A 16,150-nucleotide genomic window follows, 5' to 3' on the forward strand; every position below is an offset into this window, starting at 1 on the left:
CAGCATTTGTGTCAAAACTCGTGGCGGCTCCGTCCAGGCGAAACCCGCATAACGAGGCCTTGTTGCCGAGATCGATGGTTTCTTGCGCAAGAAAGGGGCCGTTTCGAGAGAAACGGCCCCTTTCGCGGGGTTTGCACCAGTGTGGAGTTAGCGCAGTGTGGAGTTAGCGCAGTGCGGTGCTGAGCGCTAGCGCGCGGCGTGCCGCGGGCGCTTACGACGCGTCCACAGGACGAGCGCGCCACCGCCAAGCAGCACGATCGCAGCGGCTGCTCCCCAGAACACGAGTGGTCCACCACCCGTGTTCACGAGGCCGCCGATTCCTTCTGGCTCACTCGGCGTGACCACCGGCACAAACGCGAACGGGAAGTCGAGCGACAGGTCATCAGTTACCTCGCGCACGAGGATCCGTCCGTCCTCCCCAACGGTCACAATCTGCGCCGTAAGGGTCACGACCTTCTCACCGTCGAAGCTCGCCGTGACGTCCGCGCCCTGGCTGAGTGCGTACCCAGCAGGAACCGTGGTCGTCACCCGGTACTCGCGCGGCAGGAGATAGCCCGCGGAGATCTCCGCGTAGTCGGTCGGTGAAACGACGAACTCGTATGAGCCGTCGACCCCGCTGACCCGCGTGGAGTTTCCGTTGCGATCCTCAACGACGACCCATTCTTCGTCAATGCGTTCCCAGAGCGTCAGCTCCTGATCCGCCATCATCCCCTCGGAGGCCTGACGCGCACCGTCCTGGTTTGCGTCATTCCAGACCACGCCGCCGATGATGGCGAGGTGCGCGTTGGTGACCAGGCCGATGTCCTTCGACAGGTCGTCGCGCACGGTGTTCGCCACGATCGCGCCAGCGGCGTCATCGGTGTCGACGATGCTGAAGGCGTCGGTGAATCCGCGGTGAAGCGATCCGCCCTCTGCGCCGTCCATGGCCTCGTCGAACGCGATGTCACTGTCGAGCGCGCGGTCGTCGCCGACGTGTACCGGCGACCATTCCTGGTAACCGAGTCGGTTGGTGCTGACTCGGTATTCGCGCGGCTGCAGGAAACGCGGATCGGCCTCGTCGTACACCGTGGGGCTCACAGTGAAGCGGTACCGGCCGTCGGTGCCTACGGTGACGTTCATGACACCGTTGCGATCGGTCGCGTGGGCCCACTCGCCGTCAACACGCTCCCACAGCGTGACGGTGTTGCCGCCCTGGTCGGTGTCGCCGGCGTCCTGAACGCCGTCGGCGTTCGCATCGTTCCACACGCGACCACCAATGGTGATTGCGGGCTCGATGAGACCGAGATCGACGTCCTCGTGGGTGATGGCTTCGCGGGTATCGACCGGCAACAGGTGTCCCTCTGCGAGCTCGCCGAGCACGTAGACATCAGACACCGCGGTAGCGGTTGCTGCGCCCTCACGCGCGGTCTCGGCGAAGTCGCTGTCGATCGCATCAGCGTTGTCTCCGGTACCAGCGTTCTGCGCCGTCAGCTGCAGCCACAGCGGAATCTCCGTGATGACCACCCGGTACTGGTTGAGCACACCACGATCCTCATGGTGGATCGCGAGCCCCTCGAACCGGTACGCGTTCACGCCGTGCTGCGAGGTCACGTCGGTCCAGGTTTCCCCGTCAACGCTCACCTGCAGGGTTGCGGTGTATCGCTCGGTGGCCCGATCATCGCCGTTCTTCGCGCCGTCAGCGTCAGCATCGATGAATACCTCGCCAGCGATCACGCCGGTGGCGTGCGCCATGAGGCCCAGATCGACCGAGCTGGTGTCGACCGCGAGTGCCGATCCGCCCTCCATGTCCAGCAACGAAATGAGGTTCGCGCCGACGGCTCCCTCGTGCATCGTGCCGTTCAGGAAGAAGTCGGAGTCGGCCTCAGCGTCGTTGCCCGCCTGGGTGGGCGCGAAGGTGAAGCCGCGGGTGAGCTCACGCACGACGACCTGGTACCGGTATTCGATCGGGTCAGTGTCTTCGCCGCTGAACGCGGGAACGTCGGCGAAGTAGTAGTACCCGTCTGCGCCCGACACCGTGGTGCGGGTGAAGCCGTCCTGCTTGACCCACTCGCCGCCTGCGCGAACGTACTGCTCAAGCTCGAGCTGCTGGCCGGCGATGCCTGGCTCGTTAGCGTCCTGGATACCGTCGCGGTTGAGATCGTTCCAGACCCGGTTGCCGATGACGGCGGTGTCCTGACGCTCGGTGAAACCAACGTTGATCGCGTTGATCGCCGCGAAGTCAGCACCGAACAGACGCTCCAGGTTGAAGCTGAACGGATTCGTCACCACCTGGCGTGCGCCGGACTCACTCTTGCGGAGGAAACCGTCGTTGTCGTCCGTCTGAGCGAGCGGATCGTGCGTCAACAGAATCGGAGTCACCGGCATCTCGACGTCATACGTACCGCCGGGATGCGTCGCCTGAATCGTGTAGTTCCCCCCACGCGGCAGTGCCGAGAAGAGGTAGCTCCCGTCGGCCGCCGACACGGTTTCCAGCGCGTCACCGCGTGCGTCACGCACGGGCTTGCCCGTACCGTCCTTGAGCGCAACGCGGTAGCCCGCGAGGCCCTGCTCGCCGGCATCGCGCACACCGTTTCGGTTCGCGTCGTTCCAGATGACACCACCGAAGTCGGCAAGCTGCCCAACACCGAGGTCGAAGCCCATACGAATCTTGTCGACGGTCTCGGTGGTGATCTCCTGCGCTGAGGTGATCGCGACGAGCGCTTCCGTGGCGTTGGCCGCCGGAATGTTCGCTGCGAAGCCGGGCTCGTAGACCGTCACGCCTGCGCCAGAGATGAGTTCCTGTGTCGTGACCGAGAACCGGTCGTAGGCCGCAGGGAATGCAAACATCACGCGGTAGCTGCCAGGCGTGATGTTCGAGAACACGTAGTAGCCAGCGTTGCCGTGAATATCGGAGCGCGTGGTCGTCACGAGCGGACCGTCAGACGGGGTCGTCTGACCGAGATCATCCGTGATGACCTTGCCAGTTTCGTCGTTCACAACAGTCCACTCGCCCCCCTGCTTCGCAACGGAGTTGCCCGCGTAATCCACGAGACGTCCGTTTGGCGAGAGCAACGTGACCTGCACCCCGTTGATGCCGGGATCGTCAACCGTGCCATCGAAGTTGATGTCCTTCGAAGGCTGCAGCAGTTCGCGACCGTTGTCATCAGTGATGATCGTGCCCTCGTCCTGCTTCGCGTTGTAGTTCGCGTCATGCCAGACGTAATTACCGATCGACACGGAGGTCTTGCGCTCGGTCACGTAGGTGCCAGCCTTGTTCGATTCCTGGGGCTTGAAGCCAGTCTTGCGCTGGGTACCAACGAAGGAGTTCCACTGGCCGACGTCTGCAGGCTTCGCCTCGGGCTGCCATGTCTCGATGTACGCCGGAGCGTTCAGCGGCGAGCGCATGTCATAGCTGAGCTTGAGCTTGCTCTGGCCCGGCAGCGATGCGTCCTTGGTGTTGAACAGGGTGAGGAGCGTCTGCGCCTCGCCAAGCAACGCGGGATCAGCGGCAACCGCTGCCGTGAACTGTGCGAGCGTCACAAAGTGCGCGTCACGCACCGCCGAAGCAGTGCCGGGTACACCGAGTGAATCGTAGAACGCTTCAGTGCCGACCGTCGTGCTCTCGAGCATGTCAGCGGCAACGACTTTGCCGCCCTGCATCTTGAATGGACCAACGTAAACGGTGTACTCGGAGGCCGGGTACACACCGCCGCCGTCGCCCTCGCGGCGCAGCGTAATGCTGGTGAGGTCGAGCTCAGAGGAACCCATCGACTCGCGCGAGGTCGCCGCGTTCATGATCGAGGTGTCCCCCGCGAACGGCAGCACGTCGTACATGATCGGGTACGGGTACGCGGTGGATCCGCCCGGTTCCTTGGTGTTATCCATTGCAAGCTCGTAGGTGAGCGTGCCGCCCTCACGCACGGGAGTGCTCTGCGGCCAGACCGTTCCCGCGCGGTTGAGATCTGAGTAGGCAACCTTGCGCTTGCCAAAGTTGTCGTACGTTTCGTACTCGAACAGCACGCGCTCGGCGAAGACCAGGCGCTCGTTGAAGAGCTTGTTCGCGTCGAGGTCGTAGCGGTCAGTCATGTAGCCCAGGCGGTTGCCGCTGTTCTGTGCAGAGTTCAACGGCTGCACGAGACCGGTGCTGTTCGTGACGTAGACCTTCGACTTCAGGTCGTCAGACTTCGCACCGGGAGTGTAGGCGTCGATCTTGCCGATGAAATCGACCACGACCTTGTCGCCGGGGAAGACGGTGCCGTCGAACCACACGGTCACGACGTTGCGGTCCATACCGGGCCAGGAGCCCGTGTGGATCTTTGTGTGCTTGATGTGCGAATCAGCACTCGCCTCGGTGCCGTCTGCGCGAACGAGCTTCCACGTCCACAGGTACGCATCGTTGTCGGTGAGGCCGTACCGCGAGCGGTGATCATCGCTCAGCGGATGCGAAGCGGTGATCTGATCGTTGGGCACATAGGTGAAGTTGTCGCCGACCGTCATGACCGACGGCAGCTCGAACGACACCGTTGGATTGATGAGGGTGTCTTCAGCGTAGGTGTTGCCCTCGGTGTCGGGATTCCACATCGACTCGTCGGCGTTCACGACCTCACCACGGAACTTCAGGTGCGGCGAGACATCCGGCTTAATCGCGGTGTTCTCAGACCAGCCGTAGCGTTCCTCGGTCGGCTTCGTTGAATCCGACCGGTAGTAGGTAGCGTCGTGATAGACGTTGACTACGGGGCGCGAAGGCGTCAGGTATGCCCGTGCTTCGCTGTTGTCGAGCTGCAGACGAGCATTGGCTACGTAGTTGCCCCACATCTGCACGGTGTCGTAAATGAAGATCGTTGCCTTGCGCTCTGAAGCAGCGCGCAGACCGATCCGCATCGCGTTGTCAGTCACGCTCGCCGGGTACTCAGTGATGCTCTGATTCTCGGGATCGGTCTCGGTGACTTCCTGGCTGCCGTCGGTGTCGGGATCCGCATCGATGGCGAGCCTGGTGCCCTTCGGCACGAGGAAATCAGGGTCGAGGGAACGCACAATCACGCGGATTTTGCGCTTCCCCAGCCGGTCGGCCGTTGGCACCTTAAATTCAGTATTGACGCGGATCGAGCTCGTGCCGAGCGACTTCCACGTACCAGCTTCGTACCCGGTCTCGGCGAGCTCGTTCGAGACCAATACCTCGGTCTCGAAGACATCGTCGACGCTCTTGCCAGCTTCTGCAAGGAGTGCGGTGGTTTCCGTAGGAATCTCCCACATGCCCGTCGAGACGTAGAGCAACGTGTTGTTCACGGGTTCGGTGCTCAGCGAGTTCGTCGGATCGTTCGACTCGTTCGTCGGCAGGGTGTGCTCAAACGCGAACTCCTTAAGGCCAGAGCCCGTATTCTTCGCGTGCGTCACGATGTATTCGATCGTGTCAGACGAGTTGAAGTACGGGTCACCCGTACGCCCGTTCGAGTACTCGAGGCGGGGACGCGTCGTGTTCACACGCACCTCACCGCGCGGCTTGACGATCTCAATGCGCGCGGGGTTGTGCGCGAACGTCGTCGCCAGCTCGCCGTCGTTGTCGTAATCGACGAGGCCTTCGTTTTCAGCGACGCGCGTCTCGTAGGTCATCGCAGCTGCGTTCTGGACGATGAAATCGTCCTCACGCTGGTCACCAGCGATGAGCGAGGTGTCATCGGTGATGAGTGAGACGTACGAGTCGATCTTGAGTGCATCACCGTGCCAGGTCGGCTCCTCATTCGGAGTCGTGTCCTCGTAGCCGTCAACCAGCCGCAGCTTGTGTCGCACGGTGATCGAGGCGCCCGATGCGAGCTTGCCGCTCGTCCCAATCGCGTTCGGCGGTGTCGTCACGCGCCACTGGATGAGCTGACGGTCGTTGTTCCCAGCTGCAGCACGTTCGTCTGAGGTGAGCATCTTGACCGCGTAGCCAAGCTTCTCGTACTCCGCGGGAGCGAGCACCTTGCCATCGACGACGAGCATGGGGTCGCCGATCCGCTCAGCGAAGGCCGAAACGTACGCGCTCAGCACGAAGCGAGAATTGTGCACATCGCCAGAACCGGTGATCATCTCGTACGGGTTCTCACTCGTCGCGGCACGGTTCGTGATCTCCTGCGAGAGCCAGAAGTCGCCTGCTGCGTCGACGAGTTGAGTCTCGACGAACTCGCCGTCCTTCGTGAGCCCAGTCTTCGTGTTGTTCACGATCGTCGGGCGGCGCAGCACCATGCGGGTGCCGCCATACGCGCCGGGATTCGCTTTCGAGGTCGAAATCTTCGTCGGCGAAATCAAGCGTTCGGTGATCTTGATGACACCGAGATTGTTCGCCTTGCCGTTCGTCGGGGTGTGCAGCCACTCGCTCGTGGAGTCGAGGCGGTCACGGTCGGCCGGGGCACCGGTCGGCACCGATCCGGTCGGCTTTGCAGCGACCACCACCGGCTGGAACGACGGACGCTCGCTGTTCGCGATAGCGATGATCGGCTGGTACTTGGCGTCGTCAGCCGTTGCGGCGAGCGTAGCTGCCGCGCCGGGCACCGGACCGTCGACCGTCTTCACGCGCGGTGAGATGGTCAGCGACTGGCCGAACTTCACGGCGTGCATGGCAGCGCGGGCCGCCTCGGTGTTCTTCGCGGTGAAGCGCAGAACGTACCGTTCACCCTCGTCGGTTGCGGTGCGCTCGACGTTGACGTCGAGGTACTCGCTGACGTCGGCGACCTGCGTCGAGGACTTGTAGGTCACGTCGCTGATCGCGGCGGTGAAGACCACGTCCTGCTGGTCGGCGACCTTACCCGTGTATCGGGCGGGCTGACCGTCGGCGAGCATCGGCACGATGCCGTACGGGAGCGAGACGGTCACGGTCGGATCAAACCAGGTGCCGCGGGCGCCGCCCGTGGTTTGGGGCTGGTTTTTCCATTTGTCTTCGGTGTACCCGCTCGTGAAGTAGGCGGGGTCGGTTTCGACCTGCTGGTTCTCGACCGTCGAGTGCACGGTGAATTCTTCGTACAGCTCGGCGGTGAAGTTCTGCAGGGACTTGTCGAACGACGAGGCCCCGCCGGTCTGCGAGTCGGCGTCCTTTTCGATGTTGTTCCACACACGCAGCGTCGGTGCACGCAGTGCGAGGCGATCGCCGTTCACGATGGCAGGCTTGCCGTCGAGTTCGGTCGCCGTGCCCTGCGAATTGATGCCGCTGATGTACATGCCCCACGGTTCAAGTGCGAGGTACGTCGAATAGGAATAATTCGACCACAGCAGGTCGACAACGTCGATGCCCTGCTTCATGCCGTCGTTCGGGAACTTCAGGGGGTTCCAGATGTCAGGCGCACGGTGGTAGCCACCGTATGAATTGTCATACAGCTCGAGGTACGGCTCTTCTGCGACCGTGGTCACGGTGAGCTGGTCGTACCAGGTGAACTTGCCATCGACGAGCTGCGTCGATTCATGTGCAACACGCACGCGCAGGTCGACGTACTGGTACTTCGACTGCATGGTCGACGCCGAAGCGTTGAACATGCCACCGAGTTCACCGGTCACCTGCACGCGGATCACATACGGCACCACCTCATCGCGGGTCATCGCCGCGTAGCTGCCAGCTTCCTGCTGCTGGGCGGGGGCACGATAGCCGTGGTCGCGACGCGGCGACTGCACGACGTCAACCGTCACACGGTCAGCGTCAATTGCGGCGCCGGTGCCGTCATACGCGGTCACGCCAAGCAGTTCGCCGTGACCGTCGTAGGGCGAGATGCCCTCTGGCAACACCTCGAGGTACTCGATGCCGCTCTCGATGCTGCGGTCGCCGAGGTTGGCGGCGTGCAGTCGAACGGTGAGCTGCTCGTGCAGTTCAACCGCATAGGTGTAATCGTCGTACGCGTACTCCGTGATGTTGTTGTCAGGTTTCCGGAGCGAACCGTCGAACTCGTAGAAGTTCGCTTCGTCTACGCCGCTCGCTTTCCGCTGCACATCAGGCAGCATCTCACTCGCGCCGTACAGCCAGGCACGATTGAGCTGCAGATTATCCTGTGCCCAGAGCACGCGTTCGCCGTGACGCACGCTCCCGTCATTCACGCGCGAGGCGCCAACGAATACGAAGTTATCGTCGACCTCTCCACCAGTCGCAGCTTCGTAGAGCGGGTTGGTGTACGTGGTAGCGACGCGCTCTTGCATGAACGCTTTGTGACTCATCGAGCTGTTCGCCGAGGAGTCATAGTAGGTGTCGAGCGTGCCGCTGCTGCTTGCCGGGTGTCTGCGCTCGGTGTTGCTGCCTGGCTGCCACGCAAACGAGGTTGACAGGAACTCGGTCGCCGTCATCTCGTCGCTGCGGGTGCCAGTAATTCCGGCATCGTGCAGCAGCGCAGCCATGTCCATATTCGTCTGGTGCATGTTGCTCGCGACGGGGGTATTTCCGCTGTACCAGCTCATGAGCGGCGCAAAGACCGCGTGGCCGTCCGCATAGGTCGCCGAGGGCAGGTCATGCTCGCGGATCGTGCCGGCATACATGATCTCAATCCGCTCGCCACGGCCCAACTTCGTGGGGAACGTGTAGGTGAGCAGCTGGAACTTGATCTTCGCCGCGGGGTTCTTCGCGGTGAGTCCCGAGGCGTCATTCGGTTCCGTTGCAGAGAGCAGACCGTACGTATCGTTGTGGCGATTGTTTGCGAAGGTCTGCGATCCGCCCACATCAAGACCCGTGACGGTTTCGACGGCGACGGCAGGGAGATCCGCTCCAGAAATGAGCTGGCCAGTGCGGTCGTACCGGTTGATCGTGAGCTTGCCAGCCGCGATTGCGGCCGCGACGTCGAGCGTGCCGCCGGTGGTGAACGCTTCAAGATCGCTCGTGATGTACTCGGGGATCTTGTCGTACATGATCGGCTCGAGCAGGGGCGCCTTGCCGAATCCGGTGTTGGTTGCCGCGGGCGTGTCCGCGTTGCGGGCAGTGAGCTTCATGTGGACGTCGTCACCGGGAAGGTACGAGGTCTTGCCGAGCTGTGCGGCAGACGCATCGGTGTACTCGGCGGCAGCCTCGTCAGCGGTGTCGAACGACTGCAGGTTCAACTCCACGACCGGAATCGCCTTGTAGATCGTCTGCTGGTCAGTCGCGGTCACTGAGTAGCTTGCGACGGCAGGATTCTCAGCCTGCGCACCATCGTGGTGCGTGAGCGTGAGGACGGCCGACGAAGCGATGACCGAGCTCTTGGTCGCCGCTCCCCCGGTCGCCTGCCAGTGGCCGATGCCTGTGATGGTGAAATCAGGCAATTGGAACTCTGCACCGGCTTCGTCGCGAGCCGGCAAGATGCCGTAGTCAACGCGAAGTTCATTGACCCCTGCGAGCGAGTGCTCGTTCTTGCCGTATGCCACCCACTGGCCATTGACGCGGATCAGTACCTGCGGCGCATCGAAATCACCGACAAACCCTTCAGGGTAGGTCGGTGCGGGAAGCTCGGTGAGCGTGAAGCCACGGGCGCGCGTATCGAGCGTAATATCGAGCGTTGCGTGCGTATTGCTGTGCACGATCTTGTTACTGATCTTCGACAGCGTGAGCGTCATGCCCGTGCCCGAGAGGCTTTCCTCAGTGAAGGCAGACTTCAGCGTGAGCCCCGTTGGGTTCGCGTACGTCGTCGTGCCGTAGGTGCGCGCGAGGTATTCGTTGGTCTTGTCGCCGTCGTAGTCGCCGGCGACCGAGGAATAGCCGGTAATGCCGTCACCCGTCACGCCGGTCACGACGTAGTTCTGCAGGTGATGTTGGTAGCCAGGACGCGCGTACGAATAGGGGTAGACGATCTGTTTCTGGGTCGCGCCAAGCTCCTTGGCGGGATCCTTCGCGTAGTCGTTCACGGCGACGTACTCGACGAGCACGAAGACAGACTCCTGCGCCCCGACCGATACGCCGCTGAAGACGACATCGGTGCGCTTCTTCGCGGTCTTGTCGGTCACGGTGAACTGGCCATCGGCGACCGGCGCCTGGGTGCGACCAGCCGTTGCGATCACGCCGTCGAGGGTCTCCGAGGTGCCGGGCTGCACGACCGTCACCTTGGCAATGTCGATGCCCTGCGGTGCGGTGAAGTGCGCCGAGGGGTCGGCAACCGGCATGCCACCGTTGCCGGGGGTCGCCGCGTTGCGCAGTTCGTAGAGCACCTTCGCGGTGTCACCCACCACCATGTTGTTGGCCGCGATCGGACCGTCGGTATCGGCGTCGAACAGGTAGTTCGCGGATCCCGTCGCCTTCGTGAGGTCGTTGTTCAGGTGCATGCCAAGCAGCTGCAGGCTGCTCACGCGGTTGTGGAGCACGGGCGCCGCCGACGTCGTCTTTGAAAGCGTGGGGGTCATGCCCGAGTTGCTGCCGCCCGCGTTGACGGTGAAGCGCTGCGGACTCTTCATGTCGGTCACGTGCACGCGGAACGAGGTGTACGCGTAGTTTCCTGCGTCGAGCTTGGTGCCTTCTGCACGGAACGAGGGCTTCGAGTTCCAGTCATGACCGGCTGCAGTCTCGTCGACCCAGATTCCCGTCAGGAAGGCGTAGCTGCCGTCGATCATGCGCGCCGACAGCGTCGGGTCGCTTTCGCGAGCGAAGGAACCCCACATGCGGGTCTCATCAGTCGCCGCGGCAAAATCAATGCTGATGTTGCTGATTGCGAGCTGCAGGAGGTCTGACTTGCCACCGAAGGTGACCGGGACAGTCTTCATCGTCAGCAGCGCAGCTTCGTCACCCTGCGCCTCGAACAGCGCGACGAGGTCGAGCTCGTAGCGATCAGTGTCGGGGTTCAAGCTGAACCGGTCGAGCGGAATCTCAACGGGCTTGCCGCTTGGCTGCGTGATCTTCACGCTCGCCGTGCGCCAGTCTGCGTCGAAGATCGCCGCAGGAATCTCAAGCTGCTGCGAACGGAATGACGCGTCAGGCACGATGTTCATCGTGAAACTCGTCACGTCTGCCTGAGCCGAGTTCGCCATGCCCATGTGCACGGTGCTCGTCGTCGGAGTGATGCCGTCGGTTTCGTAGTCGTAGACCGAGAGCGCATCAAAGGTCATGTCGAGCGTGCCGCCAAGCGTTGGCGTCGCGCCGAGCAGCGTCGCCTTCGTCTCGTCCATCTTGGTGCGAGCAGTACCGTTCGACTCCCGGTACAGCGCCGTCGTGCCCACCAGTGCCTTGTTGCCGTTGACGACACCGCCGACCTTGACGTCGATTTCCTTGAGGTCTGCGCCGAGGCTGTCCCCGGCTCCGCCCTGCAGTTCGGCCGTCGTATCGCCGAAGCCTGCGATCTTCTCGAAGCTCGCCTCAAACGTCTTGGGGTACGTGGCTGTGACGCCAGCTGAAATCGCAAAGGTCGTGTCGTTGACACGGTGAATACCCGCCGGCTGCGAGTTGTCATAGACCAGCTTGAGCTGCGGCTGCTCGAGGATCTCCTTGCGCAAGTCAGCGTCAACCGTGAGCGTCGCGGTCTTCTGATTGCTGAAGGTCACGCGCAGTTCGGTGAGGGAGTTCAGCAGCTTGACGTTCGGCAGCGTGATCTGCGTCGCTTCGAAGTTGTACTCTTTGTCGTCCTTCGGGCTTGCGGGGTACGTGAATTCGTACGTCAACCTGTCGTGGAACGACTCAGGGTTGTAGTGGTACAGCCACTCGTCGAACTCCGTGGCGACCGGCGTGTAGACGTCAGGGCCGTGGCCGTTGTAGATGTACCACGAGGCGGTATTCACGTTCCAAATGCTCGCGAGATAGCTCGCCTCGGTGCCCATCGTGACGGTCTTCGACGCGGTCGAAGTGGAGTCCTGTGCGCCGGTGCTCGACTTCGCAAACGGGTGGCTGACGATCGAGTACACCGGGTTTGCAACGTGGGTGCGCAGCGTCGCCGCCGTCGTGCCAAAGGTGTCGGCAGAGGTCACCGAGGTGGGCTTCTTTGCGTCCGTCGTCGTCGCATAGAAGCGGCCCATGAATTCGACCACGCGACTCGTCGTGCCCTTGAGCTCTGGCAGCGCGTTCGCGTCAGCACGTGAGAAGTCGAGCGTGAAGGCAACCCGGCTCACGGGCTGGTCAGGTACGACATCAGCCGCGAACGGCGCCTTGTAGTACGTGTGCCCCTCGGCGTCGACCGTGGCAAACGTCTCGCTCAGGTCCGTTGCTTCGGGGTCTGCGGTGGCGATCCGCCAGAAATTGCCCTCGGTGGTGTTTGCCGTCCAATCGGCAGCAGGCACGGTCTTCCACAGGACTTCCTTGCCCTCAACCGTGCGGAAGATATCGACCGACCGCAGGTACGGCTGCAGATCGCTCCGAATCTTCATGTAGTACATGTCGAACTGCGCAGCGGGCAGCGTCGTGCTGACGACTGTCGTCTGGTCGTTGTTCGCCGCTGCGGTCGTGGGACGCGTGATCGACGCCGCAAAGCCGCCGAGCGACTTGTAGCCCTGGTCGAGGGTGTAGTCGGTCTTTGAACCGCACCCACTCGTCGAGCAGTACCACTGACGATCGACCCACTGGTCGTACGAGTTGCCAGCGCCGGTCGACTTGGTGACCTGGTTCAAGCCTTCAATCTTCACCGTGGTCTTCGCCTCGGGAACCGTCACCACGTTAGTCTTCGACGCCGTGCGGGTCGCGGTATCGGGCGGCACCTGCTTGCCAGTGAAGGACGCCTGAAGCGTCTGCGATCCGCCCATCGCCAGTGCCGAGGAATAGTCGACGATAGCAATCGTTTCTGCGCTCGTAAGGGTGAGCATCTTTCCCGAAATCACGATCTTCGCGACGTCGGTCAGTGCGAGGTCGCCGAGCGTCACCGTCGTGTCTGCGGTGGTGACTTTCTCACCGGCCGCATCGATGAAGGTGAGTTCGAGATCAGTGGCGGATCCCACCAGCGCATCCGACAGCGCAATCTTCGTGGGCTTCGCGACGCCGGGGGCCACCGTTGGCGCGCTGAGATCCATCGTGTACTCGAACGAGGCCGCGGGAACGCCACCCGTCGACAGTTGGTACTCCGCCTGGAACGGTGCTTCGTAGGGCACCTGAGTCGAATTCTTCGTGCGAGCGTTGCCATACACACCGATGACATCGACGACGGGCTTGAGCACGTCCTGCGGCTTGGGCTTGACGACCGTAAAGACGGCATCACGCTGCACCGTGTGCGGCACGTCGGTGTAGACGGTGTCCTCTGCGTAGTCGTCGTTGCTCGCGTAGCGCTCGTTGTATGTCACTGCCGCGGGATCGGTAATGGTGCCAGCGGTCGGCGCGGCGCCATAGACGCGGATCGTCAACGGCAGCGTCTTGCCAGGGTTCAGGCGACCGCTCACGATCGAGAACGACAGCTCGCGATTCCAGTCGAGCGCATGCAGCTTCGAGACATCGAAGGTGAGCTTGGAATGATCCGCGCCTTGCTCGGACTCCCCCAGGGTGCCGGTGAGCGTGCCGGTCTGCTCTGCGCCCTTCTTATCGGTGTAGGTGTACGTCAGGGTGGACTTGCTGAGGTCGGGATCGGACTTTTCAGTCGGGAACTCAAGCGTGACGCTATCGGCAACGAAGCCCGGGTCGATCGTGTAGGTGAGATCGGTGTTGAAGATCGGGGCGTTCGAGGTGTTCTTGATCGCGGAGATCTCGGTGTAGGTGCGCTGCCCCTCCTCGACCGTAGGCTTCTCCGGTGCGTGCGTGAAGGTCAGCCCGTAGCGAGGCACATCGACCTCGCGCACAGCCGTGTGCGTTTTGGTCCAGTTCGCAGTCTTTGCAAAGAGCACGTTGGTGATCGCGGTGAGCTTGAAGTTCGTGGGGAGGTTCGGGAAGCCCTGGCGGCTCATCGGCAGCGAGACCATGAACTTGTGCTTCTCGCCGGGCTTCAGTCCGTGCTTCGCTGCCCCGTGCTCGCGATTGATCGAAATCACGCCGGCGCCCGAGTAAGAGTACGGGATCTCCTCCGTGAGTTCGCTCTCACCGTCCCAATCGGTGATGTCGTAGATCAAGACACCGCCCTTGCCAGGCACGCCAATAAACTCGCCCTCGGTCGCTTCGGGGTCGGTGTTCGGTTCGGTCTTGCCGTCTGCGGTGTAGCTAAAGCGGTTGATATCGAACGGAATGATGCCGTTGATATTGTCGGTCGTATCGATATCGAAGGTTCCCGTGTACCCCTCGATATTCGATCCCGGGTTCGTGGAGACGTTGTCTACCGTGTAGACGTAATCGAAGTACTGGTAGCGATCCCACATCGGCACCGAGGTGTCACCGTTGCCGTATGCGTACGGCTCGATCTTCGTTTCCCACTTGAGGTCGGACGAGATGATCGCAACGCGCGATTCGTCGTCGAGCTGGCCGGGGGTCTCCCACTCGCTGCCTTCAGCGCGGTCGAACATGTCGTAGGAGACGAAGCCGTTGATCTCGAACGGGGTGCCCTCGGGGATGCCACCGTAGACACCGTTCGTGCCGTCGTTGTAGGTCGTCAGGAAAATATCGAACGCGGGGTTCGCGCCACCACGCAGGTCACCGTCGTACTCAAGCACGAGCGGGCCGCCCTTGACCGTGGTGTCAGAGATGACGTTCCACTCGCCGCCGGAACTCACGCGCCCCTGCACACCGAGCGGAGTCGGGGACGCGTCACGCGCGACCACTGAGTACTCGCCATCGACGAACTCGAGCGACGGCATGAACAGCGTCACCCGCACGCCGGATGCTTGGCCGGCCGAATAGTTCGGCACGAGGCGATAGTTCACTTTCACTTCGTTGCCGGTCGCCAGGATGATCGACTTCGAGGTGAGCGCACCGGGGTCACCCTCGGTGACAGTGCCGTTCAGGGTGATCGATGGGGAGGGTGCCGCCGCAGCGGCTGCGCCCGCGGAAGTTGCAACGTCCGTAAACGCCAACGCTGCGACCAACACGCTCGCAAGGACACCCGTCAGGATCTGCCTCAGCTTCACCAAACACCCCATCTTCCAGTGTGCGCGCATGGTGGCTCGCACAGAGTTCTGTTACACAACAAGCGTAACGAATGTTTGGGGGCAAACATTCTCGTATATGAGTAAATAATGCACTCAGTCCGATAACGTTTTGGGTGTCTTGAGTACCCGAACGAGTGGAGCCACAGGTGCAGATCAGCCCGCGACGCATCGCTGCGATCACCCTTATCGCAGGCCTGACCGCCCTCTCAGTCACTGGCTGCACGGATTCCGGGAGCGAATCACGTGACGGTGAGCACAGCGTCATCGAGACGGAAGTTCCCACGGAGGCAGGGCCGACGAGCTACTCCGACCGCACCCTGATATCTTCTCGCACAACAATTGCGATCACCGAATCCCGCGTGATTCCCGGCGACAGCGGGGCGATTCTTGTGGTCTCGTATGACCTCACGAACACCTCTGGCGAAACCGTCGATGCGCTGGCGGCCTGGCTCACGCACTTCCGCGCGGTGCAGGAGACTGGCGCGGAAGCACCAACCGAGCTCACGCTCGCAGCCTTGCCCGATGAGCAGGTGGCGGCAGGTGCGGAGGCAGCGGAGGGCGCTGAGATTCCCGCGGGCGAAACCGCGTCCAGCACGATTGCATACACGCTCGCTGCCCCTGAGGCAGACGTCGCACTCATCGTCAGCGACGCAGGGCTCGTCGAGATCGGCCGAGAGACGCTCAGCGTCCGGTAGCGCGAAGCGGGGGTTTGGTAGCGCGGTGTGCGGTTCGGTAGCGCGAAGCGCGGATCCGCGCCCCTATGACGCAGGCAACTCGGCCGCGAGGCTCCGGTTCACCGTGCGGGTCGCAGAGAATTTCAGCACCGTGTAGTCATCGACGTGCGCGACCGTGTCGGTGCCCGCGAGCTTGCCATCCTCAGCGACACTCTGCACGCGATGCCCCTTGTGTTGCTGCGGGTAGAAGCGGCCAAAACCGGTGAGCGTCAAGTGGTCACCGCGGCTCACCACCTCAACGATTTCAGCGAGCGCCGCATTGACGATCTCCGTCGTGAGCTTCACGTCGGTCTCAGCGCGACGCGCAACATCGCGCAGGAACTCACTGCGATTCACTCGTGAACCGTCTACCTCGTTCTTCGTCATTTCTCGCCGCACTCCATCGTGATTCGACAGGCAGGCGGGCCAGAATCCGCTGGGATCTCCGGCCCGGCACCGCCCGGTGAAATTTCATTCGGTACCTACAAGCCCTGGGTAGCGCTGGTGATTTCGCGCACCGCAGTCCCATCAAGGTAGCTGAGAAACGAGAAGATTTCACTCTTCTGAGG

Annotated in this window: 3 protein-coding genes; 1 reads left to right on the plus strand and 2 read right to left on the minus strand. The window is 62.4% G+C overall.

Annotated features, from left to right (window positions below):
* Positions 1-186: 186 nt before the first annotated feature.
* Positions 187-14,847, minus strand: a complete 14,661-nt coding sequence (locus ICM05_RS01585; protein ID WP_353055783.1) for an SdrD B-like domain-containing protein — start codon at positions 14,845-14,847, stop codon at positions 187-189.
* Between the two features lie 167 nt (positions 14,848-15,014).
* Here ICM05_RS01585 and ICM05_RS01590 point away from each other — a divergent pair, with 167 nt between their 5' ends.
* Positions 15,015-15,563 carry a DUF5067 domain-containing protein gene (locus ICM05_RS01590; RefSeq protein ID WP_188022795.1) on the plus strand — a complete coding sequence of 183 codons (549 nt, stop codon included), beginning with the start codon at positions 15,015-15,017 and terminating at the stop codon, positions 15,561-15,563.
* A gap of 63 nt (positions 15,564-15,626) precedes the next feature.
* Here ICM05_RS01590 and ICM05_RS01595 read toward each other — a convergent pair whose 3' ends face one another.
* Positions 15,627-15,968 (minus strand): HU family DNA-binding protein, encoded by a 342-nt coding sequence (locus tag ICM05_RS01595; RefSeq protein ID WP_188022796.1) that lies wholly within the window; start codon positions 15,966-15,968, stop codon positions 15,627-15,629.
* Positions 15,969-16,150 lie beyond the last annotated feature (182 nt).

Origin of the sequence: Leucobacter sp. cx-42, from assembly GCF_014529985.1 — a bacterium.
GTDB lineage: Bacteria > Actinomycetota > Actinomycetes > Actinomycetales > Microbacteriaceae > Leucobacter.

Coding starts and splice junctions, on each gene's coding strand:
- ICM05_RS01595 (WP_188022796.1), bottom strand. CDS start 15,968: ATGACGAAGAACGAGGTAGACGGTTCACGAGTGAATCGCAGTGAGTTC.